This is a genomic window from Ornithinimicrobium sediminis, assembly GCF_021272345.1.
In the GTDB taxonomy this organism is placed as follows: Bacteria; Actinomycetota; Actinomycetes; order Actinomycetales; family Dermatophilaceae; genus Ornithinicoccus; species Ornithinicoccus sediminis_B.
Window position 1 is genome coordinate 421,252 of record NZ_JAJSDQ010000001.1, and the last position, 26,062, is coordinate 447,313.

Consider the following 26,062-nt stretch of genomic DNA (forward strand, 5'->3'; position numbering starts at 1 on the left):
TCCGACCTCCGGCTGATGTCCTGCCTGGCACCTTGTTGCTTGGATGGGCTCATGACCACTCCACCGACGACCGTGCCGAGCACGGACATCGAGGTGCGCGGGCTCACCAAGTCCTTCGGGGGCTTCCTGGCCGTGGACGACCTCAGCTTCCGGGTCGAGCCCGGGCGGATCACGGGGTTCCTGGGACCCAACGGCTCCGGTAAGACCACCACGCTGCGCATGCTGCTGGGACTGATCCGACCCACCGCCGGCCAGGGCCTCATCGGTGGCCGGCGTTACGCCGAGCTCCCCGCCCCCCTGACGACCGTCGGCGCAGCGTTGGAGGCGACCAACTTCCACCCGGGGCGCAGCGGCCGCGACCACCTGCGGGTCCTCGCCGGGACCCACGGCATCCCGGACAGCCGGGTCGACGCGATGCTGGAGCTCGTCGGCATCCCGGCCGCCGCACGCAAGCGAGCCGGGGGCTACTCGATGGGCATGCGTCAGCGGCTCGGCCTGGCCGCCGCCCTGCTGGGCGACCCCCGCGTGCTCATCCTCGACGAGCCGTCGAACGGGCTGGACCCGGAGGGCATCCGCTGGCTGCGCGGCCTGCTGCGTCATCTCGCCGGGGAGGGCAGGACCATCCTCGTGAGCTCGCACCTGCTGGGTGAGGTGGAGCAGACCGTGGACGACGTGGTCATCATCGCCAACGGTCACCTCGTCCGACAGGGCACCATCGAGCAGCTGCACGGCGACCCCGCCACGCTGGTGCGCGCCGCCGACCCGGCACACCTCGCCGAGGCGCTGCACGGGCAGGGCATCACGGCCGAGCCGGCGACGGAGCACGGTCCCGGTGCCCTGCGGGCACTGACCGGTGACATGGTGCGCATCGGTGACGTCGCGCTGGTGGCGGGCGTGGCCGTGCACGAGCTGCGCCCGCTGCGCACCGACCTCGAGCGCCTCTTCCTCGAGCTGACCGAGGCACCCGCGCACCGCAACCGCAACCTCACCGGGGACGCCACCCCCTCGACCTCCACCGAGGAGCAGGCATGACCGCCCTGATCCGCACCGAGCTGCGCAAGTACGCCACCACCCGCCTGGCCTGGGGCATGGCCCTGGCCATGTTCCTCCTGGGGGCGATCTTCTCCGGTGGTTTCGGGGCGCTGTACGTCTACGGCAGCCTGACCCCCGACGGGACGCCGGTCTCGGAGGTGGTCCCTCCCCTGGTCCTGGCCAGGCTGGTCTACACCGCGGGCATCCAGGTGGCCTACCTGCTGGCACTCATCATCGGGGTGCTGAGCATCGGGCAGGAGTTCCGGCACAAGACCATCTCCGGCACCTTCCTGGCCACACCCCGGCGCGGCCGCGTCGTCGCTGCCAAGGTGGTCGCCCTCGTGGTCGTCGGCGCCCTCAACGGGGTCGTGCACCTGCTGGGGTGCCTGCTCGGGGGAGGCGTGCTGCTGGCGCTGAGCGACCTGCCGGTCTTCCCGGAGCCGGCCGAGCTCGGCCGGACGCTCCTGCTGGTCCTGCTCGTCCTGGCGCTCTGGGCCCTCATCGGCTTCGGCGTCGGCGTGCTCATCCCCAACCAGGTGGCGGCCCTGTCGATCGCGGTGGCCGCGGCGTGGATCGTGGAGCCGCTGCTCGGGTTCGGTCTCACCTTCCTCGACGGTGCGGAGTGGCTGGCGAAGTACTTCCCCAGCCAGGCGACGACCGCCACCCTGGACCTCTTCACGGGGGTGGACCCCGAGTTCGCCCGCACGCTGGGCGGAGCCGAGGACCCGCTGGCGTGGTGGACGGCTGCGCTGGTGCTGCTCGGGTACGCAGCGGTGATGACCGTCGTCGGATGGCTCCTCACGAGGTCCCGCGACATCGCCTGACCCCGTCGGGAGACCAGCGCTGCTGTTGGGGCTAGGCTGACGAGTGCAGACCTATCGTCTCGTCAACCATGTGAGGAAGAGGCGCACACGCCGTGGCACCGCAGCCCCCCAGCAACGACAATCCCTTGGCCGACTTCGGCGCCAACGAGTGGCTGGTCGAGGAGCAGTACGACCAGTACCTCTCGGACAAGTCGTCCGTGTCTCCACAGTGGCAGAAGTTCTTCGCCACCTACCAGCCCGAGGGTGCCGACAGCAACGGTGGTGGCCGGCAGGGGGGCGTCACGACGCAGGAGCCGACCACGGAGCCGAAGGCGCGCAAGGCCACGCCCGAGAAGGCCGAGAAGGCCGACACGCAGCCGCAGGCGTCGCCCACCGAGGCGCCGCGCAAGAAGGCCTCGGCGCAGCCCGGCAAGGCGTCCGCCGCAGACAAGGACACGGGCAAGGACACGGGCAAGGACGCGGAGCCTGCGCAGGGCGGAGCCAAGCCCGGCGAGCCCTCGCCGACCCCGCGTGACGCCCCGGCACGCAAGACCGCCGGCCCTCAGGAGGAGTCGCGCAGCACACCGCTGCGGGGGGCGACGGCACGGGTCGTCGCCAACATGGAGTCGAGCCTCAGCGTGCCGACCGCGACCAGCGTGCGCTCCCTGCCGGCCAAGCTGCTCATCGACAACCGCACCGTGATCAACAACCACCTCTCCCGCAGCCGTGGCGGCAAGGTGTCCTTCACGCACATCATCGGCTACGCCATGGTCAAGGCCGTCACGATGATGCCGGAGATGAACAACGGCTTCACGGTCCAGGACGGCAAGCCCGTCCTCGTCGCCCCGGCGCACACCAACCTCGGCATCGCCATCGACGTGGCCAAGCCCGACGGCTCCCGCCAGCTCCTCGTGCCCAGCATCAAGAGCGCCGAGGACATGGACTTCCACAACTTCTGGGGTGCCTACGAGGAGCTCATCCGCAAGGCCCGCGGGGGCAAGCTGACGATCGAGGACTTCCAGGGCACGACCATCTCGCTGACCAACCCCGGCGGCATCGGGACCGTGCACTCCGTGCCGCGTCTCATGCAGGGCCAGGGCACCATCATCGGCGTGGGCTCGCTGGACTACCCGGCCGAGTGGCAGGGCGCCAGCCACGAGCGCATCACGGACAACGCGGTGAGCAAGATCCTCACGCTCACCTCGACCTACGACCACCGCATCATCCAGGGCGCCCAGTCGGGCGAGTTCCTCAAGGTCATGCACGAGCTGCTGCTCGGCGGCAACGGGTTCTACGACGAGATCTTCACCTCGCTCCGCATCCCCTACGAGCCCATCCGGTGGGCGCCGGACGTGTCGGCCTCGCACATGGACGACGTGTCCAAGGTGTCCCGCGTGCAGGAGCTCATCCATGCCTACCGTGTGCGCGGCCATCTCATGGCCGACACCGACCCCCTGGAGTACCGTCAGCGCCGCCACCACGACCTCGACATCACCAACCACGGCCTGACGCTCTGGGACCTCGAGCGCACCTTCCCCACCGGGGGCTTCGGCGGCCAGGCCCGGCTGCCGCTGCGCAAGATCCTGGGCATCCTGCGTGACTCCTACTGCCGCACCGTCGGCATCGAGTACATGCACATCCAGGACCCGGAGCAGCGCGCGTGGATCCAGCAGCGGGTGGAGATCCCCTTCGAGAAGCCCTCCCCCCAGGAGCAGCTGCGCATCCTGCGCCGGCTGAACGCGGCCGAGGCGTTCGAGACCTTCCTGCAGACCAAGTTCGTCGGACAGAAGCGGTTCAGCCTGGAGGGCGGGGAGTCGGTCATCGCGCTGATGGACCAGATCCTCGACGCCTCCGCGCGGGACGACATGGACGAGGTCTGCATCGGTATGCCGCACCGGGGCCGGCTCAACGTGCTGGCCAACCTCGCGGGCAAGTCCTACGGGCAGATCTTCAAGGAGTTCGAGGGCAAGCAGGACCCCAGGTCGGTGCAGGGCTCGGGCGACGTGAAGTACCACCTCGGCACCGAGGGCGAGTTCCGCACGGAGGACGGCAAGAGCACCGACGTCTACCTCGCCGCGAACCCCTCCCACCTGGAGGCGGTCAACCCCGTGCTCGAGGGCGTGGTGCGCGCCAAGCAGGACCGCCTCAACAAGCCCGGGGACACCTTCACCGTGCTGCCCGTGCTCATGCACGGCGACGCCGCGTTCGCGGGCCAGGGTGTGGTCGCCGAGACGCTCAACCTCTCCCAGCTGCGCGGCTACCGCACCGGCGGCACCGTCCACGTCGTCATCAACAACCAGGTGGGCTTCACCACCAGCCCGATGCAGTCGCGTTCCTCGGTCTACTGCACCGACGTGGCCCGCATGGTCCAGGCGCCCATCTTCCACGTCAACGGCGACGACCCCGAGGCCTGCGTCCGGGTGGCCCAGCTGGCCTACGACTTCCGCAAGGAGTTCCACAAGGACGTCGTCATCGACCTGGTCTGCTACCGCCGGCGGGGTCACAACGAGGGCGACGACCCTTCGATGACGCAGCCGCTGATGTACGACCTCATCGAGTCCAAGCGCTCCGTCCGCAAGCTCTACACGGAGTCCCTCATCGGCCGTGGCGACATCACGGTCGAGGACGCCGAGGACGCCCTGCGCGACTACCAGCGTCAGTTGGAGCAGGTCTTCACCGAGACCAAGGCGGCGATGAAGGGCGACGAGCAGGGCGGCCTTGAGCGGCCTCAGGCACAGCAGCAGGACGACGTCGCCTACCACCGGCCTGTCGCCAGTGCCGTGGACGAGAGCGTGCTGCACCGCATCGGCGACGCGTTCGTCGGCACGCCGGAGGGCTTCACGGTCCACCAGAAGCTCGCGCAGCTCATGGCCAAGCGTCAGGAGATGACCCGTGAGGGTGGCATCGACTGGTCGATGGGCGAGCTGATCGCCGTCGGCTCGCTCCTGCTGGAGGGCACCCCTGTACGGCTGGCCGGTCAGGACTCCCGCCGTGGCACGTTCGTGCAGCGTCACGCCGTCCTGACCGACAAGGTCACCGCCAGCGAGTGGGGGCCGCTGTCGCACCTGTCCGAGGACCAGGCCAAGTTCTGGATCTACGACTCGTTGCTCAGTGAGTACGCAGCCATGGGCTTCGAGTACGGCTACTCCGTCGAGCGACCCGATGCCCTGGTGATGTGGGAGGCGCAGTTCGGCGACTTCGTCAACGGCGCCCAGATCATCGTCGACGAGTTCATCTCGTCCTCGCAGCAGAAGTGGGACCAGCGCTCCTCGGTCGTCCTGCTGCTGCCGCACGGCTACGAGGGGCAGGGCCCGGACCACTCCTCGGCCAGGATCGAGCGGTTCCTCCAGATGTGTGCCGAGGACAACATGACCGTGGCCTACCCCTCCACCCCGGCCTCGTACTTCCACCTGCTGCGCAAGCAGGCCTACGCCCGGCCGCGCAAGCCTCTGGTCGTCTTCACGCCGAAGGCGATGCTGCGGCTCAAGTCGGCCTCCAGTGCCACTGCGGACTTCACCTCCGGACGGTTCCGCGCGGTGCTGCCCGACCGGGAGCGCATGTCCGGCACGGTCGACCGGGTCCTGATGGCCTCGAGCAAGCTCGTGTACGACCTCGAGGACGAGCGCCGCAAGCGCGAGGACCAGCAGACCGCGATCCTGCGTGTCGAGCAGCTCTACCCGACCCCCGGCAAGGAGCTGGCAGAGCTGACGGCCGCCTACCCCGATGCCGAGCTGGTCTGGGTGCAGAACGAGCCGGAGAACCAGGGGTCGTGGCCGTTCATGGCACTCAACCTTCCGGCCTCCCTCGCGGAGCACGATGAGCAGCGTCCGCTGCGCGTCGTGTCCCGGCCGGCCGCGGCATCACCGGCGACCGGGTCTGCCAAGGTGCATGCCGTGGAGCAGGAAGCCCTGCTCGCCCGTGCGTTCGACCGCTGAGGACCGCCGATGACCACGACACCCGTCCAGGCCGACCTGCCCGAGGGCTGGACCTCGACCACACCGACCGAGCGGGACGTGGAGGACCTGGTCCGACTGCTGCGGCGGCACGAGAAGCAGGCCAGGGGATGGCCCGGGGCCGACAGCGAGAACGTCGCCGCCGATGTCACCGGACGCGGGGTCCGCACCCGCACCCACCTGCTGGTCCGCGACTCCTCAGGGGTGGCCAGAGCCTGGGTGAGCTGCCACGACCGCGCAGCCGGCCGCGTGCTGGTCGGGGTCACCGTCGACCCTGACCTACCCGAGACAGAGGCAGATGTCGTCGCGGCCTATGCCTTCGCCGCGGCCGAGGCCTTCTCGCTGGAGATCGGCCGTCGCCGCGGCGTCGACGACTTCCACATGGACTCGGGGGCCTTCCAGGACGATGCCCGCCAGCACCGGTGGCTCGAGGAGTCGGGCTTCACGAAGGTGCGGGACTGGTGGCAGATGAGCCGTCCGGTCTCCCCCGACGAGGCCGCACCCGAGGCGTTCCCGCCGCCACGGGAAGGCGTCGTCGTGCGTCGGGTGCGTCGCGACGACCATGTCGGCATGCCCGAGGAGCAGGACCTGCGCGACATCCACTTCGTGCTCGAGGAGTCCTTCGCCGACCACTTCAACTCCTACCGTGAGACCTTCGAGGAGTTCGTCGGGCGGCTGCGCGAGGACCCGGGGCACCGGTGGGACCACTGGTGGCTGGCGACCGTCGACGGAGAGCCGGCCGGTGCGGTCGTGGCGACCACGGTGACCGGGCGCCTCGACAGCCAGGGCCGACCGCAGCCCGACGGCTCCTACATCGACTACATCGGGGTGCACCAGCGGGCGCGGGGGCGCGGGGTCGCCAAGTCCCTGCTGCGGGCCGTCATCGCCGACGCCGCTGCACGGGGTCGCAACCGGGTGGGGCTGGAGGTGGACGCCGACTCCCCTACCGGGGCCCACGGTCTGTACACCTCCATGGGGTGGCGTACGGCCTACGTCACGGAGTCCTGGCACAAGGATGTCGCGATCCCGGCCACGTGAGGACCGCATCCGGAGCGCCTCGGGGATAGGGTCGGGGCGTGTACTTCACCGACCGGGGCATCGAGGAGCTCGCCGCCCGCCGTGGCCAGGAGGAGGTCACCCTGGTGTGGCTGGCGGACCAGCTGCGCACCTTCGTCGACCTCAACCCTGAGCTCGAGACAGCGGTCGAGCGCCTGGCCACCTGGCTGGCCAGGGAGGACGACGAGTGAGCGACCACCGACGAGAAAGGCACCACCTGTGACGTCCGGCACCGACCAGCCCTCGATGGAGTTCACGCCGAGCGCTGAGTTCCAGGTGGCCGAGGGGCCCCGTGACATCGGCATCTGCTTCATCGGCGACGGCTTCGTCGCAGGGTACGGCGACCCCAAGGCGCTGGGGTGGGTCAGCCGGGTCGTGGGTCGCACACCCACCCACGATGCCGACCTCACGGCCTACAACCTGGGGGTCCGCGGTGAGTCCAGCGCCGAGGTCATGCAGCGGTGGCGGGCGGAGTGCCCCGTGCGGTGGGCGGGCCGCGGCGAGCGACGGCTCGTCGTCGGTGTCGGTGCCCACGACCTCGACCACGGCATCAGCACCGCACGCTCACGCCTCAACCTCGCCAACGTGCTCGACGAGGCGTCCACCAGCGGCATCGCGACGTTCGTCGTGGGCCCGCCACCGACCCTGGACCCGGAGCTGAACGGCCGCCTGCAGGCGCTTGCGGAGGCACAGGCCGACGTCTGCTCCCGCCGCAACGTCCCGTTCGTGGACTGCTTCCTGCCGCTGCGCGACCACGACCAGTGGCAGAGCGACCTCGCGGCCGGCGACGGTGTGCACCCGGCGCAGGCGGGCTACGGACTGATCGCCTGGCTGGTCCTGCACCACGGGTGGCAACGCTGGCTGCAGCTCGGGGACTGACTCATCCCTCAGACGCGCTGCGCAGCGAGCGCAGCCAGTCCGCGGCGTCCCGGTAGGCGGTGGCCGCGGCCTCGGGGGGCACGGTGCCGGTGCGGCTGTCGGCCCGGGGGTAGCTGCCGAGGTAGCGCACTTGCAGACAGGTGCGGTGCAGGCCGCTGAGCGCCTCCGCCATCCGTGGCTCGTCGATGTGCGCATCGGCGTCGATCGCGAAGCAGTACTGACCCAGGCCCTCTCCTGTCGGACGCGACTCCAGCCTGGACAGGTCCACCCCCCGCACCGCGAACTGCTCGAGGAGCTCCAGCAGCGCGCCGGGGTGGTTGTGCCGGATGAAGGCGACCAGGGTCGTGGTGTCCGCGCCGGTCGGCGTCGGGGGCGGCCCCGGTGGCGCGAGCTGGACGAACCGGGTGACCGCTCCCGCGCGGTCGGCGATGTCGTCGGCCAGGACCTCGAGGTCGTGCCGGGCGGCGGCCAGCGGGGCAGCGACAGCTGCGTCGTAGACCCCCGCGGCGACGAGCTCTGCCGCGCGTGCCGTCGACGACTCCGGCAGCACCTCCGCCGCCGGGAGGTGCTCGGCGACCCACTGCCTGGTCTGCGCCGCGGCGTGCGGGTGGGTGGCGAGCCGCCGGACCCCGCTGCGGGACAGCCCACGGCGTGCCATCAGCGCGAACCGGACCGCGATGTGCGCCTCGCGCACGATCCTCAGCGGCTCCCCGTGGATGAGCGCGTCGAGGGTGGCCGACACCGACCCTTCCACGGAGTTCTCGAAGGGCACCACCGCGCTGGCTGCGCGACCTTCGCGCACCTCGGCCAGGGCCGCCTCGACCGTCGCCACCGGCAGCGTGGTCGCTCCGTCGCCGTCCGCCAGCTGGCGGACGGCCTGCTCGGTGAAGGTCCCGCTCGGACCCAGGTAGACGACGTCGACAGGGGCGGCCACACGCGCACCTTAGCGTCCGGGCAGGGTCGACGCCGTCAGTAGGCTCCGGCCCTGCTCGCCTGGACGACGACCAGGAGCGTCCGCCACAGGATCATCAGGTCGAGGACGGGCGTCCAGTTCTCGACGTAGTAGAGGTCGAGGCGGACAGCCTCGTCCCACTTCAGGTCGCTGCGCCCGCTGATCTGCCACAGGCCCGTGAGGCCCGGCTTGACCAGCAGCCGCCGCCGCACGTCGGCGCCGTAGGCGTCGACCTCGTGGGGCAGGGGCGGTCGTGGCCCGACCAGGCTCATCTCCCCACGTGCCACGTTGACGAGCTGCGGCAGCTCGTCGAGGCTGTACCGCCGGATGAAGGCACCCACCCGGGTGACCCGCGGGTCGGCATGCATCTTGAACAGCGGACCGTCGGCCTCGTTGTTCGACAGGAGCTCGGGCAGCCTGGTCTCCGCACCCGGGACCATGCTGCGGAACTTGAACATCCGGAAGCGCTCACCCTGCCGCCCGACCCGCTCCTGGCGGAAGACGTAGGGGCCGCGGTCCTCCAGCCAGATGGCGGTGGCCACCCCGAGGAGAACCGGTGAGAGGAGCACGAGCGCCAGCACCGCCACGGTCCTGTCCATGACGCTCTTGACCGCCAGCTGCGGCCCGGCGAACCGTGGCGACTCCACGTGGATCAGCGGCAGTCCCTGCACCGGGCGGGTCTTCACCCGCGGGCCGGCGACGTCCATGATGTCCGGTGCGACCACGAGCTCGATGGCGGTGCCCTCCAGGGCCCAGCCCAGGCGGCGCAGCCCCTCGACGCCCAGCCCTGCCGAGGAGGACACGGCGACGACGTCGACCCGCAGCGCCTGCGCCTGGGCGACCACGTCGGTGCCGGTGCCCACCACCGGCACACCGGCCACCGTGTCGCCGCGGGGGTCGGCCACGCAGGCCCCGAGGACGTCGTAACCGGCGTCGGGGAAGCGCTTGAGAGCCTTGACCAGCGACCCCACGTGCGTGTGGTCCCCGACGAGCAGCACACGGTCGGAGAGTGCACCGGCCCGGCGCTGGCGCACCAGCCACTGACGGGACGCCCAGCGACCGAGCAGCAGGAGCATCGTTCCCAGCGGGAACGCGAGCAGCACGTAGCCCCGGGCGAAGTCGAGCTTGAAGGCGAAGGCGACGATCGCCAGGACACCGAAGAGCCAGAGCGAGGCGTTGAGCACCTGGCGGTACTCCTGCACCCCGTGCCCGCTGATGCGTCCGTCGTAGGCGTCCTGCAGGTGCAGCATGACCAGCCAGCCGAGGACCAGTGCGGCCGACACCGAGGTGTACGAGAGGGTGCCCATCGCCTCGCTGGGAGGCAGCGACCGGGAGCCCCAGCCGAAGCGAGCCAGCTGGGCCAGGGTGACCGCCAGAGCGATGACGACGAGGTCCAGCACCTGCAACCAGCGGAGGTAGGGGCGGAGGTAGTCACGGGTGCGGCTGTGGGTGATGTCTTCCGCGTCCTGGCCGGTGCGCGCCGACCCACCGGCGTGGACGAACAGCGTCATCAAGGGCTCCCCTGCAGGTCGCGCACACGAGTGGGTTGAGGTGAGCCCGCTTAAGGTGCTCTTCTTGACCAACTCTTTACCTTCGCCAGACTAAGTGAACACCCTCCCCCCGTCTACCCTGAGAACGCCGCATCGTGCGACAACTTCCCGTGCAGAACAAAGGAGCACCTCATGCATCGCCTCTCCTCCCGCCGTCTCGGCCTGGCGACCGTCCTCTCCCTCACCGTGGCCCTCGCCGCCTGCGGCAGCGACGACACCGAGACCGACGACCTCACGGACGCCGCCGGTGACGCTGCAGGTGACGCCACCGGCGACGCCGGTGAGGGCGGCTCGGACGCCGCCGCGCTGCTCCCGGACGACATCCGCGAGGCCGGCACGCTGACGGTCGGCACCGACGCGTCCTACGCCCCGAGCGAGTTCTTCGACGAGGACGGCGAGACCATCATCGGCATGGACGTCGACCTGTTCGACGCGGTCGCGGCCGAGCTCGGCCTGGAGACCCAGTGGGAGAACGCCGACTTCGGCACCATCATCGGTGGCGTCAACGGCGGCCGCTACGACATCGGGGTCTCCAGCTTCACGATCAACGAGGAGCGCAAGCAGGAGGTCAACATGGTCAGCTACTTCAACGCGGGCACCCAGTGGGCCGTCGCCTCCGGCAACCCCGAGGACGTCGACCCGGACGCGCCCTGCGGGCTGACCGTGGCCGTCCAGGCCAACACCGTCCAGGACCTCGAGGACCTGCCGCCCAAGGTCGAGGCATGTGAGGCGGACGGCAACCCCATGGACGTCCTGCAGTTCGAGGGCCAGGACCAGGCGACGGCCGCGCTGGTCTCCGGGCGTGCCGACGCGGTGCTCGCCGACTCGCCGGTCGTGTCCTACGCCGTGCAGCAGGTCGGCGGAGACATCGAGGCCGTCGGTGAGATCTACGACGCAGCGCCCTACGGCTACGTCATCCCCCTCGAGGACACCGACCTCGCCGAGGCGGTCGTGGCGGCGCTCGAGGCGCTCGCCGAGGACGGCACCTACGAGTCGGTGCTCGAGGACTGGGGCCAGGTCGAGGGCGGTATCGACGACTTCGCCGTCAACCCGTGACCTCCCCGACCGACACCGAGGGTGAGCGCCCGGGGCGGATCGACGCCGTCCCGGTGCGCCACCCCGGGCGCTGGGTGGCGGTCGCCGTCATCACCGTGCTGGTGGCGATGTTCGTCCACATGCTGGTGACGAACCCGGTCTTCAACTGGCCGTTCGTCGTGGAGTCGATGTTCCAGCCGTCGGTGCTGCGCGGCCTGGTCTTCGGCACGCTGTGGGTGACCGTGCTGGCCATGGTCATCGGCGTGGGGATGGGCGTCATCCTGGCGGTGATGCGGCTGTCCCCCAACCCGGTGCTGTCGGTCGTCGCCTTCGCGTTCATCTGGTTCTTCCGCACGATCCCACGTCTGGTCCTGCTCACGATCATGGGCACCCTGGGCCTGGTCTTCCGCGAGGGTCTCGACCTGGGGGTGCCCTTCGACCAGCAGATCCTGGACCTCGTCGGCATCGACGGCGACATGCGCTTCCTCAGCTTCGACGCCAACGCCATCTTCATCGGGGTCACCGGCGGCGCCATCGGCCTCGGCCTGAGCGAGGCCGCCTACATGGCCGAGATCGCCCGCGCGGGCATCACCTCGGTCGACACCGGACAACGTGAGGCGGCCGAGGCCCTGGGCATGGACCGTCGCACGACGATGCGGCGGATCGTGCTGCCGCAGGCGATGCGGGTGATCGTCCCACCGACGGGCAACGAGCTGATCTCCATGGTCAAGGACACCTCACTGCTCATCGGGCTGCCGCTGTCCACCGAGCTGTTCTTCCAGCTCAACGCGATCGGTGCGCGGACCTTCCAGGTCTTCCCCGTCCTGGTGGCGGCGACCCTCTGGTACCTCATCGTCGGCAGCATCCTCATGGTCGGCCAGCACTTCCTGGAGAAGCGCTTCAACCGGGGCTACGGCGCCCGGGCGACCCCGACGGCCGACCCGCTGCAGCCCAACGAGCCCGTGGAGGCGACCCCGTGACCAGCCACCTGGTGCAGGCCGTCAACGTGACGAAGTCGTTCGGCAACAACGAGGTGCTCAAGGGCATCGACCTCTCGGTCCGTGCCGGGCAGGTCGTCTGTCTCCTAGGCCCCTCGGGCTCGGGCAAGACCACCTTCCTACGGTGCATCAACCAGCTGGAGAGCATCGACGGCGGCCGGATCTGGGTCGACGGCGAGCTCATCGGCTACGCCGAGCGGGGCGGGCGGCTGCACCGCCTCAAGGACAAGGAGATCGCCGCCCAGCGCCGGGAGATCGGCATGGTCTTCCAGCGCTTCAACCTCTTCCCGCACATGACCGTGCTGGAGAACGTCTGTGAGGCACCCTGCACCGTCCAGGGACGCCGCCGCAAGGAGGTGGAGGCGGAGGCCCAGACCCTCCTGGAGCGGGTGGGTCTCGGCGACAAGCCGCACGCCTACCCCAACGAGCTCTCCGGTGGCCAGCAGCAGCGCGTGGCCATCGCCCGGGCGCTGGCGATGCACCCCAAGCTGATGCTCTTCGACGAGCCCACCTCGGCCCTGGACCCCGAGCTCGTCGGGGACGTGCTGGCGGCCATGCGCGACCTGGCCTCGAGCGGGATGACCATGATCGTGGTCACCCACGAGATGTCGTTCGCGCGGGAGGTGGCCGACCACGTCGTCTTCATGGACGCCGGGGTGGTGGTCGAGGAGGGACGTCCCTCGGAGGTGCTGGTCAACCCGCAGCACCGCCGGACGCAGGACTTCCTGCGCCGGGTCACCTCCGAGGACGACCGTGGCGACGACGAGGGCGTTCGGGGGTCCACCCCCTGAGCCCGGCACCAGAGCACCCCCGGCGGGCTGGCCTGCGGTGGCGGCTGGCCGTGGTCCGGGGGCGCTCCATGGAGCCGACCCTGCGCACCGGCGACCGGCTGCTGGTCCGCCTCGTCGACCCCGCTCAGCGGCGGCCCACGGACGCAGCCGGCGGCAGGGCGCGGCCACGCGCAGGCGACCTCGTCGTGGTGCGCCTTCCGGACGGGCCACAGGGGCCGCGCCCCTGGGCCGTCAAGCGGCTGCGGCGGGTGGAACCCTCCGGGGCGCTGTGGGTGGAGTCGGACGCTCCCGGCGTCGGTGTCGACTCGTGGACCGTCGGCGCCCTGCCGTCCGACCGGCTCCTCGGACGGGTCATCCTGCGGCTACCGGGCCGCCCGCGGTCGCTCCGCCCGATGCCTCCCGGCCGGTGAGAGCCCGCAGCACCCACGGCAGGACGTCGGTCACCTGCTGCTCCATACGGTCGTAGACCACGTCCTCACGACGGTAGGGGTCGACGATGTCGATGTCGGTGGACGGCACCTGCCCGCGCAGGGCCGCCAGGGTCGAGGTCACCTCGCGGACCCACTGGCCGGCCTGCTGGGTGGCGGGCAGGCTCGCCTCCGGCAGCTCGGCGGCGAGCAGGCCGAGCTCACGGAAGGTGAAGACCCGCCGCAGGGCCCCCGGGTGCAGCTGGACCACCTCCCCGCGGTGGGCCTTGGTCGCGGTGAGCACGAGGTCGGCGCCGCGGACGTCGTCGGCGCTCACGCGGCGGCTGCCGAAGGCCGTGGCGTCCAGCCCGCGGGCCCTGAGGCGCACGTCCGTCGGCGGGCTCGCCGGGCGGCCGTCCTCAGCCCGTGTCCCTGCACTGCGCACCCGGACCGCGCCGGGGCCCCAGGCCCGGTCGAGCTCGGCCCGGAGCACGTGCTCGATGTAGGGGGACCGGCAGATGTTGCCGGTGCACACCACGAGGATGTCTGCTGTCTGCGCGTCCACGTCGGCGAGCCTAACGGTGTGCCCGTCAGGGCAGGGACGTCACGGCTCCGGCCCAGCGCGACCCGTGCCCCTCCACCCGCACCGTGCGGGCCTGGTCGGTCTCGTCGTCCTGGGGACGTGAGAGCACGACGTGCAGGTGGCTCGGGCTGAGGTGCTCGGCCAGCCCCTCCCCCCACTCGACGACGGCGACGGCCTCGTCGAGGGTGGTGTCGAGGTCGAGGTCGTCCAGCTCGGCCTCACCTCCGAGCCGGTAGGCGTCCACGTGCACCAGCGAGGGCCCGCCGACCAGCGAGGGGTGCTCCCGGGCGATGACGAAGGTCGGCGACGTGACGGGGCCACGGACCCCCAGACCCTCGGCCAGCCCCTGGGCGAGCGTGGTCTTGCCGGCCCCGAGCTCACCGGTCAGCACCACCACGTCACCGGCACGCAGGAGCCGGCCGAGTGCGGCACCGAACGCCCTGGTGTCCTCGGCGGTCACCAGCACCCGGGTCAGGGCCGTCACCGTGCCCTTCCCAGGGTGAGGGTCCGGCGGCCGCGGCCACGTCGCAGGTCGACCACGGTGTGCCGCTGCACCGAGCGCTCCTCGCTGTGGGGGCCGGTGGCGTGCGCCAGGTGGTCGAGCAGGTGCTCGCTGACCACCTCGGGGTGCTCGAGCATGATGACGTGGCCTGCACGCTGCACCACCACGTGGTCGGCGTGCGGGAGCGCGTCCACGATCTCGGCCGTGTGCAGCGGCTCGGTGAGCACGTCGCGGTCACCGACCATCGCCAGCAGGGGCACGTCGGCGAGGTGGGCCAGGGCCTCGCGCTTGTCGTGGGCCTTCAGGGCGGGGGCGAAGGCCGACATCACGGCCAGGTCGGTGTCCAGGATCATGTCGGCCGTCAGGCGGCGCACGTCCCGGGGCACGCTGGAGCCGAACGAGGAGACCGCGACCGGCACCTCGTCGAGGTAGGGGGTGCGTCGGCGCACTCGCTGGAGCAGCGTCTGTCGGGGAGCCAGACGAGCCGTGACCGTCGGCCCGATCTCGTTGACCAGCGCACCGAGCCGACCCAGCCCCCAGCGCACCCGGTCCATCCCCCCGGCGCTGGTGCTCACCAGCGCCACCGCGACGACCCGCTCGCGCACCTGCTCAGGGTGGTCGGCGGCATACGACATGACGGTCATGCCCCCCATCGAGTGGCCGACGAGCGCGACCGCCCCGCTCGGCACGACGGCGTCGAGCACGCGGTGCAGGTCCTCCCCCAGCTGCTCGATGGTGTTGCCGGCCGGGTCGCCGTGGCCGGACCGGCCGTGGCCCCGCTGGTCCCACAGCACCACGCGGTATCCCGCGGCCGTGAGCGCGTGCCGCTGGTAGACCCACGAGCGCAGGTCCAAGGTGTAGCCGTGGCTGAGCACCACCGTCACCTCCGGGGCACCTCCTCCGGCGGGCTCGTCGACCTCGACGTGAAGCAGCACGCCGTCGGTCGCCCGCACGGCCAGCGTCCGGTCGGGACGTCGGGCCAGCAGCTCGCGCAGCTCCTCATCCACGGCGACCGCCCCTCACGCCTCGTCCCCCCCGGTGTAGACACGGGGCATCCGGGGTCCGTAGCGGCTGACGATCTCGTAGCTGATGGTGCCCGAGGCCTGGGCCCAGTCCTCGGCGGTCGGCTCCCCGTCGGTGCCGGGGCCGAAGAGCACCACCTCGTCACCGCAGGCCACCGGCAGGTCTCCCGCGTCGACGACGATCTGGTCCATGCAGACCCGACCGGCCACCGGGCGACGGTGCCCGCCCAGCAGCACCTCGCCGGTGTTGGAGGCGTGCCGCGGGACGCCGTCGGCATAGCCCACCGGCACGTCTGCCAGCGTGGTGGGACGCCGGGTGGTGAAGGTGTGCCCGTAGGACACCCCCTGCCCTGCGGGGACACGCTTGACGGTGGCGACCCGGGCGACGGCTGTCATCGCGGGCACCAGACCGTAGTCGGCACTGCTGCCGAGGTCGGGCACCGGGGACAGCCCGTAGACGGCCAGGCCGGGTCGCACCATGTCCCAGGCGGCCTCCGGGGTGGTCAGGGTGGCGGCGGAGTTGGACATGTGCCGCACGTCGGGGCGCAGCCCGGCCCGCTCGGCGAGCGCCACCGCGTCGGCGAACGCCTCCTGCTGCGCGCGCACGGTGGGATGGTCCGGGGCGTCGGCGTAGGCGAAGTGCGTGAAGACCCCCACCACCCGCAGGGCCCCCTCGGCCTCGGCCGCGCGGGCACGCTCGACGAGGTCGGCGTAGTCGGTGCGGCCTGCGCCCAGTGCGTAGGCGCCGTTGCGGGCGAGGCCGGTGTCCACCTTGAGGTGCACCCGGGCCGGACGACCGGTCACCTCCACCGCCCGGAGCACCTCGGCCAGCGCCCAGGGCGCCGACACACCCAGGTCGACGTCGGCCTGCACGGCGGGCACGTAGTCGGCTCCCGGGGCGTGCAGCCAGCTGAGCAAGGGCACGTCGAGGCCGGCCGCGCGCAGCTCGAGCGCCTCGCCGAGCTGCGCCGTGCCCAGCCAGTCCGCGCCCCCGGCGACCGCGGCCCGCGCGCCGGGCACCAGCCCGTGGCCGTAGGCGTCGGCCTTGACGACCGCCATGAGCGCCGCACTCCCGGCGAGCCCGCGCAGCACACCCACGTTGTGCCGGATGGCCGCCAGGTCGATGCGGGCGTATGCCGGGTGCACGCGGGGGTCGTAGGCACGCTGGGCCGGCTCGTCAGGCACGGTCCCGCATCCCGGCCCGGACGACGGCCAGCTGCTCCATCAGCGACGGGGCGGAGAGCACGGTCTCGTCCATCGTGTCCAGGCACCCGACGATGCGCTGTGCGACCTCGTCGGTGGACGCCCCCATGGCCTCGCCGGCCAGCCCGGGCAGGTCGGCGAGCACCGAGGCGGTGGCCCGCTCGACTGCGGCAGCCGCGGCGCCCTCCCCGAGGGTCGACAGGCACAGGGCCATCGACAGCACGGCCCCCGCGGGGTTGGCCCAGCCGCGACCGGCGATGTCCGGGGCGGACCCGTGGATGGGCTCGAACATGCTCGGGGCGCTGCCCTCGAGGTTGAGGTTGCCGCTGGCCGCCACCCCCAGGCCTCCCTGCACCACGGCGCCGAGGTCGGTGACGATGTCACCGAAGAGGTTGTCCGTGACGACCACGTCGAAGCGCTCGGGGCTGACCGGCAGGTGCATGCACATGGCGTCGACGTGCACGTAGTCCGTCTCGACGTCCGGGTGTCGCCGGCCGACGACCTCCATCGCCTCCAGCCAGAGCGCCCCGGCCTCGACCAGCACGTTGGTCTTGTGACAGAGGGTGACCTTACGACGCCGCTCCTCGGCGAGGCGGAAGGCGAAGTCGACGGCACGCTCCACGGCATACCAGGTGTTGATCGACTCCTGCACCGCGACGGCGGCCGGCGTGCCACGGTGCACGGTGCTCCCCGTGCCCACATAGGCACCCTCGGTGTTCTCGCGGACGACCACGAGGTCGCAGCGCTCCGGAGTCAGCCCGGCGATGGGGGTCGGCACCCCGGGGTAGAGCCGCACCGGACGCAGGTTGACGGACTGCCGCATCGCGCCGCGCAGGGCCAGGATGATGCCGCGCTCGAGCACCCCCGGCGTCACCCGCGGGCTGCCGATCGCGCCGAACAGGATCGCGTCGTGCCCGCTCAGGGTCGTGACGTCCTGCTCGGTCAGCAGCTCACCGGTGTCGAGGTAGCGGTCGGCGCCGAGCAGCACCTCGGTGCGCTCCGTGGTGAAGCCGTAGCGCTCCTCCACGGCGTCGAGGACGGTGAGCGCGGACGCGGTGACCTCGGGGCCGACCCCGTCCCCGGGAATCACGGCCAGCCGGTGGGTGTTCATGCGGGCAGCACTCCTGACGTGACGTCAACGTTGGGGGTCTACAGTGTGGCGCACATGGTCGCAGGTCGCGCAGGAGAGGTCGATGGGTAGCACCCTGGCAGAGAAGTTGTGGCGGTCCCACGTCGTGCGGCAGGTCGAGGGCGAGCCGGACCTGCTCTACATCGACCTCCACCTCGTGCACGAGGTGACCAGCCCGCAGGCCTTCGAGGGCCTCAAGGTCGCGGGTCGTCCCGTGCGCCGGCCCGACCTGACGCTGGCCACGGAGGACCACAACGTGCCCACCACGCTGGGCCCGGTCCTCGACCCGGTCAGCAGGACCCAGCTGGAGGCCCTCAAGGCCAACTGCGCTGAGCACGGCATCGTGCACCACGAGCGCGGCACCCTGGGCCAGGGCATCGTGCACGTCATCGGCCCCGAGCTCGGGCTCACGCAGCCCGGCATGACCATCGTGTGCGGCGACTCGCACACCTCGACCCACGGTGCCTTCGGCTCGCTGGGGATGGGCATCGGGACCAGCGAGGTCGAGCACGTGCTGGCCACCCAGACCCTGCCGCTGGCACCCTTCCGGACGATGGCGGTCACGGTCGAGGGCACCCTGCAGCCCGGCGTCTCCCCCAAGGACATCATCCTGGCGGTGATCAACCGGATCGGCACCGGCGGTGGACAGGGCTACGTCCTCGAGTACCGCGGCAGCGCCATCAGGTCGCTGTCGATGGAGGGCCGGATGACGATCTGCAACATGTCGATCGAGGCCGGTGCCCGCGCCGGCATGGTGGCCCCCGACGAGACCACCTTCGCGTACGTCCAGGGGCGGCCCTACGCCCCGCAGGGGGAGCAGTGGGACGAGGCGGTCGCCGCCTGGCGCGAGCTGCGCACCGACGACGACGCGGTCTTCGACGCCGAGGTCTTCATCGACGCCGACACCCTCACCCCGTTCGTCACCTGGGGCACCAACCCCGGCCAGTCGGTGCCGCTGGGCGGCTCGGTGCCCGACCCGGAGGACTTCGGCGACGAGGGCGACAAGGGCGCTGCCCAGCGCGCGCTGGAGTACATGGACCTGCAGCCCGGCACCCCGATGCGGGAGGTCGCGGTCGACGCGGTCTTCCTGGGGTCCTGCACCAACGGGCGCATCGAGGACCTGCGGGTCGCCGCCGACCTGCTGCGCGGCCGCCGTATCGCCGAGGGCCTGCGGATGCTCGTGGTGCCCGGCTCCCATGCCGTGCGGCTGCAGGCCGAGGAGGAGGGCCTGGACCGGATGTTCCTCGACGCCGGAGCCGAGTGGCGGCTGGCCGGCTGCTCGATGTGCCTGGGCATGAACCCCGACAGCCTCTCTCCCCAGGAGCGCTGCGCCTCCACCTCGAACCGCAACTTCGAGGGCCGCCAGGGCGCACGCTCCCGCACCCATCTGGTCTCACCCGCGGTCGCCGCCGCCACCGCCGTGCGTGGCACGCTGTCGAGCCCGGCGGACCTGGCGGCGGCACCGGTCCTGGAGGAGGTCCGTTGATGGAGGCGTTCAGCACCCACACCGGCATCGGCGTGCCGCTGCGCCGCAGCAACATCGACACCGACCAGATCATCCCGGCGTCCTACCTCAAGCGGGTCAGCCGCACCGGCTTCGAGGACGGCCTGTTCGCCCGGTGGCGCGAGGACCCCTCGTTCGTGCTGAACGACACCTCGTACGCCGGAGGCTCGGTGCTCGTCGCCGGCCCCGACTTCGGCACCGGCTCCTCTCGTGAGCACGCGGTGTGGGCGTTGATGCAGTACGGCTTCCACGTCGTCATCGCCTCCCGCTTCGGCGACATCTTCCGTGGCAACTCCGGCAAGCAGGGCCTGCTGTGCGCGCAGGCGGCCCAGGACGACGTCGAGCTCATCTGGAAGTACCTGGAGAGCACCCCCGGCGGCACGGTGACCGTCGACCTCGAGCACCGGCAGGTCACGGCCGGCGACATCGTCTGCACGTTCCAGGTCGACGACTACACGGCCTGGCGGCTGCTCAACGGCCTGGACGACATCTCGCTCACGCTGCAGCACGCGGACGACATCACGGCCTACGAGGCCCGGCGCCCGGCATACAAGCCCTCCATCGTCGCCCCGTGACCGATGTGCGCTCCCGCGCACCTCTCGACCGCGACACCGGAGCGCGCATCGGTCACGAGGCGCGGCCACGGGCCGCGGAGCGGGCGAAGGCGGCCAGCACCCGTGCGTGCACCCGCTCCGGGTGTGCCAGGTCCGCCCAGGTGAGGCGCACCACCTCGTAGCCGAGCCGGCGCAGCGCGTCCTCGCGCAGCTTCTCGGCCGTGACGTCACGCACCGTGCCGTACTTCAGCAGTCCGTCGAACTCCACCACCACCCGCTCGGCGCGGAACAGAAAGTCGACCCGGGCGCTGAACCCGCCCTCTCCCGAGATCCACGCCTGCGGCTCAGGGACCGGCAGCCCCACGACGTGCAGCAGCCACCTCGTCCGCGACTCCCCGGCAGACTCCGACGTGCCGTCGGCCAGCCTCGCCACCAGGGCCGCGCGGCCGGCGCCGTTGCCGCGGGGCGCGCCCGCGAGCGCCTCGGTGAGCCGGGCCCGCCCCTGCTGACGGACGACGGCATCCGCGCTCACCAGCCCGGCCTCCACCCCGAACAGGTCCGCGACCTGCAGGGCGGCCAGCGGTCCGTCGACCACGCAGATGTCGTCGACCCTGGTCAGGAACGCCTCCGGGACGGGGTCGTGGATGCGGGTGGCACTGCCACCGCGGCGGACCCCGTCGAGCCGCGCCAGGTGCACCCGGTCGTCGACACCGTGGACGGGCAGACCGAGGAGCGCCAGGGCGCTGTGGTGGCTGAGAGCGAAGGGGGCCCGGCGCCACGCCCGCGCCGTACCCCGCGCCCGCAGCGCGTGCCGCTCCCAAGGCGCGGCGGCACGCCATACCTCCGCGTCCACGACGACGTCGCGCCGCAGGCGGACGAGGTCTCCGCGAGCGACGGCGCGGCTCACCACGTGACGCGAGATGCCGAGGTCGACGAGCTCGGTCACCGAGCTCACGCCGCCCTGGGCGCCCAGCCTCCCGGCGATGACAGGGTCGAGGGCCATGCACCCACTCTCGTCCGTGCAGCCCCTGGTGCCCGCCGGCTGTCCACAGGCCGCTCCGGGTGCCCGATGTGCGTGCGGGTGCACGTCTCGACGCCGACACGGGAGCGCACAACGGGCACGTGGTTGACGCAACGTCACGATGGGCTAGGCTCACTCCGATGGCTTCACGACTGCTCCTCCTCGGCTGCCGCAGCGAGACCTCCTAGGTCCGGCCCCTCGCTGCGGAGTCTGTGCTGTCCCCGGACTCACCCCACCAGCAGCGAGGAACCCGTCGTGGCCGCCCAGCAGAACCCCCAGCAGACCAGCGGTATGCCGTTCGGCCGCTACTCCCCCTTCCCCCCCGTCGACCTGCCCGACCGCACCTGGCCCTCCCGCACCATGACGCAGGCCCCGCGCTGGTGCGCGGTCGACCTGCGTGACGGCAACCAGGCCCTCATCGACCCGATGACCCCCGACCGCAAGCGCCGCATGTTCGAGCTGCTGGTGCGGATGGGCTACAAGGAGATCGAGGTCGGCTTCCCCTCGGCCAGCCAGACCGACTTCGACTTCGTGCGGATGCTGATCGAGGAGGACCTCATCCCGGACGATGTCGTCATCCAGGTCCTCACCCAGGCCCGTGAGCACCTGATCCAGCGCACCTACGAGTCGATCGACGGCGCCAAGCAGGCCATCATCCACCTCTACAACTCCACCTCGACCCTGCAGCGCCGTGTCGTCTTCGACACCGACATGGACGGCATCATCGACATCGCCACCAGCGGCGCCCGGCTGTGCAAGAAGTTCGAGGAGCAGCTCGAGCACGACACAGAGGTGTTCTACGAGTACTCCCCCGAGTCCTACACCGGCACCGAGCTCGACTTCGCCGTCACGGTCTGCAACAAGGTGATGGAGATCCTCACCCCCACCGCCGCGAAGCCGGTGATCATCAACCTGCCGGCGACCGTGGAGATGGCCACGCCCAACGTCTACGCCGACTCGATCGAGTGGATGAACCGGCACCTGGACCACCGCGAGCACGTCGTCCTGTCGCTGCACCCGCACAACGACCGGGGCACCGCCGTGGCGGCCGCCGAGCTGGGCTACCTCGCCGGCGCCGACCGCATCGAGGGCTGCCTGTTCGGCAACGGCGAGCGCACCGGCAACGTGTGCCTGGTCACCCTGGGCATGAACCTGTTCAGCCAGGGCATCGACCCGCAGGTCGACTTCTCCGACATCGACGAGATCCGGCGCACCGTCGAGCACTGCAACCAGCTGAGGGTCCCCGAGCGCCACCCCTACGGCGGCGACCTGGTCTTCACCGCCTTCTCCGGCTCGCACCAGGACGCGATCAAGAAGGGTCTGGACGCCCTGCAGCGCGATGCCGACGCGGCGGGCGTGCCGATCGACGAGCACGCCTGGGAGGTGCCCTACCTGCCCATCGACCCCAAGGACGTCGGCCGCTCCTACGAGGCCGTGATCCGGGTCAACAGCCAGTCCGGCAAGGGCGGGGTCGCCTACATCATGCGCACCGAGCACAAGCTCGACCTGCCGCGCCGGCTGCAGATCGAGTTCAGCCGGGTCGTGCAGCAGCACACCGACGGAGAGGGCGGCGAGATGTCCCCGGCGGCCATCTGGGCGGCCTTCGAGGCGGAGTACCTGGTGCCGACCACGCCCGTGCTGCTGCGGGCGGTCGACACGCACACCGCGCCCGACGGCAGCGACCGCATCTCCGCCACCGTGGTCGCCGACGGCGCCGAGCAGGTCGTCGAGGGCTCGGGCAACGGCCCGATCGCCGCCTTCGTGAAGGCGCTGTCGACCCTGGGCCACGACGTGCGGGTGCTCGACTACTCCGAGCACGCCCTGTCCTCCGGCGACGACGCGGTCGCGGCGGCCTACGTCGAGTGCGCGATCGACGGCGAGGTGCGCTGGGGTGTGGCGATCGACCCCAACATCGTCACTGCGTCCCTGCGGGCGGTGACGAGCGCGCTCAACCGGGGGCGCTGACCCGCAAGGTTTCCGGCACGGGCGCAGGTGGCCTACTCTCGAGGGAGATGAGGGGAGTACTTCCCGAAGTCACATCGGTCAGTACGAGGCCCCCACGGACCTCTCGGTGTGCGCCCGTGCGGGTGACCGCGGGGTGAAGGAGACCTCACGACCGACAGCGTTGTGAGGAGACCCGTGCTCAACGTCATCGCCCAGTCCCCCATCGACACGACGACCACCATCGCGACGCCGGGGCTGTGGGCCGTCACGCTCGCGGTCGTCGTCGGCCTGCTGGTGATGGACTTCGTGATCACGCACCGTCCGCACGAGGTCGGGATGCGCGAGGCGCTGTACTGGACCGCCTTCTACATCGCCCTCCCGGTGGCCTTCGGGGTGTGGGTATGGAGCACGCACGGCCACCAGATCGGGCTGCAGTACTACACGGGCTACATCGTGGAGAAGAGCCTGTCGGTGGACAACCTCTTCGTGTTCATCCTCATCCTGGGGTCGTTCAGCGTGCCCCGGGCACTCCAGCAGCGCGTGCTCCTCTTCGGCATCGCCGGCGCCCTGGTGCTGCGCGGCATCTTCATCGCCCTCGGCGCGACCCTGCTGTCCGCCTTCGACTGGATGTTCCTCGTCTTCGGTCTGGTCCTGGTGGCGACGGCGGTCAAGGTGCTGCGCGACACGATCACCGGGGCCGACCAGGTCAACGTCGACGAGCTGCGCGTGGTCAGGCTGGCCCGGCGGATCTGGCCGGTCACCGACGACTACCGCGGCACGCACATGACCGTGCGCGAGCAGGGCCGCCGGATGATCACCCCGCTCGCCCTGGTCGTCATCGCGATCCTCGGCACCGACGTCGTCTTCGCCGTCGACTCCGTGCCCGCCGTCTACGGCATCACCGGCGACCCCTACCTGGTCTTCGCGACCAACGCCTTCGCCCTGCTCGGCCTGCGCGCGCTCTACTTCGTGCTCGCCGGGGCGCTCGACAAGCTCACCCACCTCGGCTACGGCCTGGCCGTCATCCTCGCCTTCATCGGCGTCAAGCTCGGCCTGCACTGGGCGCACACGGTCTGGGAGGGCGTGCCCACGGTCCCCACGATCGCCTCGCTGCTGGTCATCGTCGGCATCCTGACGACCGTCACCGTCACGAGCCTGGCCGCGGACCGCCGGCGCACGGCCCGCCTGATCGAGGTCGAGGACGACGCGACCGTGAAGGAGCGGGGAGAGAACCTGCCCAAGCCCTGAGGTCTACCCGTCAGCACCCCGGCCCCGGCAGGGCAGCGCGCCGGACCACGGTCACCGGTGGAGCAGGTAGGCCACGGTGCCGGGCAAGGCGTGCGCCACCGCGAGCGCGCGCACCGGACCGCCCGGGTTGGCCCGGTCCCCGGCGACGCCGTGCACCAGGGCCGCCAGCGGCGCCGCGTCCAGCGGGTCCAGCCCCGAGGCCAGGAGGGCGCCGGTGAGCCCCGCGAGCACGTCGCCGGAGCCGGCGGTCGCGAGCCACGCCGGGGCGTCGGCCTGCACCCGCACCGGGTCATGCGCCCCTGGCCCGACGACGACCGTGGTGGCCCCCTTGAGCAGCACGACGGCCCCGGTGACCTCGGCCGCGATGCGGGCGTGGCGCACCGGGTCGGCCTGGACGGTGGCACGCTCGACCTCCGGACCTCCGACCAGACGGCTCAGCAGCCGGGCGAGCTCCCCGGCGTGGGGTGTGAGCAGCGTGGGCGCGGCGCGGCGGCCGGAGAGCAGGTCCAGCGCACCGGCGTCGACCACACACGGGTCGTGGGACTCCAGCGCCCTGCGCGCCGTGCGGACCTGCACCCGCCCCCGGACGCTGGTGTCCTCGGGGTCCAGGCCCGGGCCGAGCACCCAGGCCTGCACCCGCCCCGGCCTGGTCACCGCCTCGGGGACAGCGCGCAGCACCAGCCCCGTCGGAGTGGGCGGACCGAGGTAGCGCACCATCCCCACCCCCGCCTCGACGGCCGAGACCGTGCACAGCACGGCGGCTCCCGGGAAGGTCTCACCACCGGCGACGACCCCGAGGACGCCGCGGGAGTACTTGTCGTCGTCGGCGCCGGGCACCGGCCACAGCGCCCTGACGTCGTCGAAGTCCAGCCGCTCGACCGCGGGTGGCACGTCGAGCGTCAGCCCGATGTCGACCACCGTCAGACGGCCCACGGCGGGCTCGGTGGCGGGGAGCAGGTGCACCGGCTTGGGCACGCCGAAGGTCACGGTCTCGTCGGCGAACACCGCGTCCTCCAGCCGCGTGCGTCCGGCCGGGTCGGCACCGCTGGGCAGGTCGACCGCCACCACGTAGGCGTGCTCCCCGATGGCGTCGACGACCGCGGCCATGGCGCCACGCAGCCCCGGGGTGCCCCCGATGCCGAGCAGCCCGTCGACGACGAGGTCCGCCTCGGCCAGCGCGGTGCGCACGTCCTCGGGCACCTCGGTCGCGTCGCGGTCCAGGACGTGCACCGGCACGCCCGCGTCCGCGACCGCCCGCGCACCACCCGGGTGCGGCCGGCTCGCCACCTGCACGACGACGACCGCCAGCCCGTCGCTCACCATCGCCGCGGCGTGCAGCGCGTCCCCACCGTTGTTGCCGGGCCCCACGAGCACGACCAGACGGCGCGCGTCCAGCTGCTCGGCCCGGGCGCGCAGCACCTCGGCCAGCCCGGTGGAGGCACGGCGCATGAGCTCACCCTCGGGCGTCTGCGCGAGCAGGGCCTCCTCGGCCTCGCGGACCTGCTCGACGGAATAGGCCTGGATCATGACCGGATCACCCCTCGGCGACGACGACGGCCGAGGCGACCCCGGCGTCATGGGACAGGGACACGTGGAAGGTGCTGACGCCCAGCTCCGCGGCGCGGACGGCGACGGTGCCGACGACCTCCAGGTGCGGGCGGCCGTCGGCCTCCCGCACCACGGTGGCATCGGTCCAGCGCAGCCCCACCGGGGCACCGAGGGCCTTGGCCAGCGCCTCCTTGGCGGCGAAGCGGGCCGCCATCGACTCGGTGCGCAGCGCGCGCTCGGACTCGGTGAAGAGCCGCTCGGCCAGCCGCGGGTTGGCGGCGATACGCTGGCCGAAGCGGGCGATGTCGACGACGTCGATGCCGACGCCGATGATCACCGCGGCCTCCG

Annotated in this window: 24 protein-coding genes; 14 read left to right on the forward strand and 10 right to left on the reverse strand. The window is 71.6% G+C overall.

The window, feature by feature from the left end; genetic code table 11:
- Nucleotides 1-51 precede the first annotated feature (51 nt).
- The 6 genes from LVO85_RS01880 to LVO85_RS01905 all read left to right on the forward strand — a co-directional run bounded on the left by LVO85_RS01880 (nucleotide 52) and on the right by LVO85_RS01905 (nucleotide 7,723).
- A complete protein-coding gene (locus LVO85_RS01880; protein ID WP_232745704.1) occupies nucleotides 52-1,032 on the forward strand; it encodes an ABC transporter ATP-binding protein in 981 nt (326 codons plus the stop codon).
- Entirely contained in the window at nucleotides 1,029-1,856 is an 828-nt protein-coding gene (locus LVO85_RS01885) for an ABC transporter permease (protein WP_232745705.1), read from the forward strand. The genes LVO85_RS01880 and LVO85_RS01885 overlap by 4 nt, the downstream gene beginning before the upstream one ends.
- A 92-nt stretch (nucleotides 1,857-1,948) precedes the next feature.
- Entirely contained in the window at nucleotides 1,949-5,770 is a 3,822-nt protein-coding gene (locus LVO85_RS01890) for a multifunctional oxoglutarate decarboxylase/oxoglutarate dehydrogenase thiamine pyrophosphate-binding subunit/dihydrolipoyllysine-residue succinyltransferase subunit (protein ID WP_232745706.1), read from the forward strand.
- 9 nt (nucleotides 5,771-5,779) lie between these two features.
- Complete coding sequence (locus LVO85_RS01895) at nucleotides 5,780-6,826, forward strand: GNAT family N-acetyltransferase (protein WP_232745707.1); 1,047 nt, start codon at nucleotides 5,780-5,782, stop codon at nucleotides 6,824-6,826.
- A gap of 38 nt (nucleotides 6,827-6,864) precedes the next feature.
- On the forward strand, nucleotides 6,865-7,035 hold the full coding sequence (locus tag LVO85_RS01900) for a DUF6104 family protein (protein WP_232745708.1): 171 nt from the start codon (nucleotides 6,865-6,867) through the stop codon (nucleotides 7,033-7,035).
- Nucleotides 7,036-7,090: 55 nt separating this feature from the next.
- Nucleotides 7,091-7,723, forward strand: coding sequence for a GDSL-type esterase/lipase family protein (locus LVO85_RS01905; RefSeq protein WP_232746168.1), 633 nt, complete (start codon nucleotides 7,091-7,093; stop codon nucleotides 7,721-7,723).
- Nucleotide 7,724: 1 nt separating this feature from the next.
- Here LVO85_RS01905 and pheA read toward each other — a convergent pair whose 3' ends face one another.
- Nucleotides 7,725-8,657, reverse strand: coding sequence for a prephenate dehydratase (gene pheA / locus LVO85_RS01910; protein ID WP_232745709.1), 933 nt, complete (start codon nucleotides 8,655-8,657; stop codon nucleotides 7,725-7,727).
- A 35-nt stretch (nucleotides 8,658-8,692) separates the two neighbouring features.
- On the reverse strand, nucleotides 8,693-10,186 hold the full coding sequence (locus LVO85_RS01915; protein ID WP_232745710.1) for a sugar transferase: 1,494 nt from the start codon (nucleotides 10,184-10,186) through the stop codon (nucleotides 8,693-8,695).
- A 171-nt stretch (nucleotides 10,187-10,357) separates the two neighbouring features.
- Between LVO85_RS01915 and LVO85_RS01920 the strand changes: the two genes are divergently transcribed.
- The 4 genes from LVO85_RS01920 to LVO85_RS01935 are packed head-to-tail and all read left to right on the forward strand — an operon-like array spanning nucleotide 10,358 to nucleotide 13,459.
- Nucleotides 10,358-11,281, forward strand: coding sequence for an ABC transporter substrate-binding protein (locus tag LVO85_RS01920; RefSeq protein ID WP_232745711.1), 924 nt, complete (start codon nucleotides 10,358-10,360; stop codon nucleotides 11,279-11,281).
- On the forward strand, nucleotides 11,278-12,240 hold the full coding sequence (locus LVO85_RS01925) for an amino acid ABC transporter permease (protein ID WP_232745712.1): 963 nt from the start codon (nucleotides 11,278-11,280) through the stop codon (nucleotides 12,238-12,240). Before LVO85_RS01920 ends, LVO85_RS01925 begins: the two co-directional genes overlap by 4 nt.
- Nucleotides 12,237-13,049 (forward strand): amino acid ABC transporter ATP-binding protein, encoded by an 813-nt coding sequence (locus LVO85_RS01930; protein WP_332875393.1) that lies wholly within the window; start codon nucleotides 12,237-12,239, stop codon nucleotides 13,047-13,049. The genes LVO85_RS01925 and LVO85_RS01930 overlap by 4 nt, the downstream gene beginning before the upstream one ends.
- 50 nt (nucleotides 13,050-13,099) lie before the next feature.
- Entirely contained in the window at nucleotides 13,100-13,459 is a 360-nt protein-coding gene (locus LVO85_RS01935) for a S24/S26 family peptidase (RefSeq protein ID WP_332875394.1), read from the forward strand.
- Here the strand turns inward: LVO85_RS01935 and LVO85_RS01940 are convergent.
- Genes LVO85_RS01940 through LVO85_RS01960 form a run of 5 tightly spaced genes read right to left on the reverse strand, consistent with a single transcriptional unit; the run spans nucleotide 13,401 to nucleotide 17,877 of the window.
- Complete coding sequence (locus LVO85_RS01940) at nucleotides 13,401-14,021, reverse strand: arsenate reductase/protein-tyrosine-phosphatase family protein (RefSeq protein WP_232745714.1); 621 nt, start codon at nucleotides 14,019-14,021, stop codon at nucleotides 13,401-13,403. The genes LVO85_RS01935 and LVO85_RS01940 overlap by 59 nt on opposite strands.
- Before the next feature lie 25 nt (nucleotides 14,022-14,046).
- Entirely contained in the window at nucleotides 14,047-14,514 is a 468-nt protein-coding gene (gene tsaE / locus LVO85_RS01945) for a tRNA (adenosine(37)-N6)-threonylcarbamoyltransferase complex ATPase subunit type 1 TsaE (protein WP_232746170.1), read from the reverse strand.
- A gap of 5 nt (nucleotides 14,515-14,519) precedes the next feature.
- Nucleotides 14,520-15,548 (reverse strand): alpha/beta fold hydrolase, encoded by a 1,029-nt coding sequence (locus LVO85_RS01950; RefSeq protein ID WP_232745715.1) that lies wholly within the window; start codon nucleotides 15,546-15,548, stop codon nucleotides 14,520-14,522.
- 12 nt (nucleotides 15,549-15,560) lie between these two features.
- Nucleotides 15,561-16,748 carry an alanine racemase gene (alr, locus tag LVO85_RS01955; protein WP_232745716.1) on the reverse strand — a complete coding sequence of 396 codons (1,188 nt, stop codon included), beginning with the start codon at nucleotides 16,746-16,748 and terminating at the stop codon, nucleotides 15,561-15,563.
- Nucleotides 16,741-17,877 (reverse strand): 3-isopropylmalate dehydrogenase, encoded by a 1,137-nt coding sequence (locus tag LVO85_RS01960; protein WP_232745717.1) that lies wholly within the window; start codon nucleotides 17,875-17,877, stop codon nucleotides 16,741-16,743. Before LVO85_RS01960 ends, alr begins: the two co-directional genes overlap by 8 nt.
- Before the next feature lie 82 nt (nucleotides 17,878-17,959).
- Here LVO85_RS01960 and leuC point away from each other — a divergent pair, with 82 nt between their 5' ends.
- The gene (leuC, locus tag LVO85_RS01965) at nucleotides 17,960-19,381 is read left to right on the forward strand and encodes a 3-isopropylmalate dehydratase large subunit (protein ID WP_232745718.1); all 1,422 of its coding nucleotides are present in this window, start codon (nucleotides 17,960-17,962) and stop codon (nucleotides 19,379-19,381) included.
- Nucleotides 19,381-19,974, forward strand: coding sequence for a 3-isopropylmalate dehydratase small subunit (gene leuD / locus LVO85_RS01970; protein WP_232745719.1), 594 nt, complete (start codon nucleotides 19,381-19,383; stop codon nucleotides 19,972-19,974). Before leuC ends, leuD begins: the two co-directional genes overlap by 1 nt.
- A 52-nt stretch (nucleotides 19,975-20,026) precedes the next feature.
- Here the strand turns inward: leuD and LVO85_RS01975 are convergent, their stop codons facing one another.
- Complete coding sequence (locus LVO85_RS01975; RefSeq protein ID WP_232745720.1) at nucleotides 20,027-20,956, reverse strand: DUF559 domain-containing protein; 930 nt, start codon at nucleotides 20,954-20,956, stop codon at nucleotides 20,027-20,029.
- A gap of 309 nt (nucleotides 20,957-21,265) precedes the next feature.
- Between LVO85_RS01975 and leuA the strand changes: the two genes are divergently transcribed.
- Both leuA and LVO85_RS01985 read left to right on the forward strand, forming a co-directional pair.
- Nucleotides 21,266-22,939 (forward strand): 2-isopropylmalate synthase, encoded by a 1,674-nt coding sequence (gene leuA / locus LVO85_RS01980; RefSeq protein ID WP_232746171.1) that lies wholly within the window; start codon nucleotides 21,266-21,268, stop codon nucleotides 22,937-22,939.
- Nucleotides 22,940-23,113: 174 nt separating this feature from the next.
- Nucleotides 23,114-24,166: a TerC family protein gene (locus LVO85_RS01985; protein WP_232745721.1), complete on the forward strand. Its 1,053-nt coding sequence runs from the start codon at nucleotides 23,114-23,116 to the stop codon at nucleotides 24,164-24,166.
- Nucleotides 24,167-24,217: 51 nt separating this feature from the next.
- Here LVO85_RS01985 and LVO85_RS01990 read toward each other — a convergent pair whose 3' ends face one another.
- Together LVO85_RS01990 and LVO85_RS01995 are read right to left on the reverse strand one after the other, a co-directional pair.
- A complete protein-coding gene (locus LVO85_RS01990; RefSeq protein WP_232745722.1) occupies nucleotides 24,218-25,693 on the reverse strand; it encodes a bifunctional ADP-dependent NAD(P)H-hydrate dehydratase/NAD(P)H-hydrate epimerase in 1,476 nt (491 codons plus the stop codon).
- A gap of 7 nt (nucleotides 25,694-25,700) precedes the next feature.
- On the reverse strand, nucleotides 25,701-26,051 hold the full coding sequence (locus tag LVO85_RS01995) for a holo-ACP synthase (RefSeq protein ID WP_232745723.1): 351 nt from the start codon (nucleotides 26,049-26,051) through the stop codon (nucleotides 25,701-25,703).
- Nucleotides 26,052-26,062 lie beyond the last annotated feature (11 nt).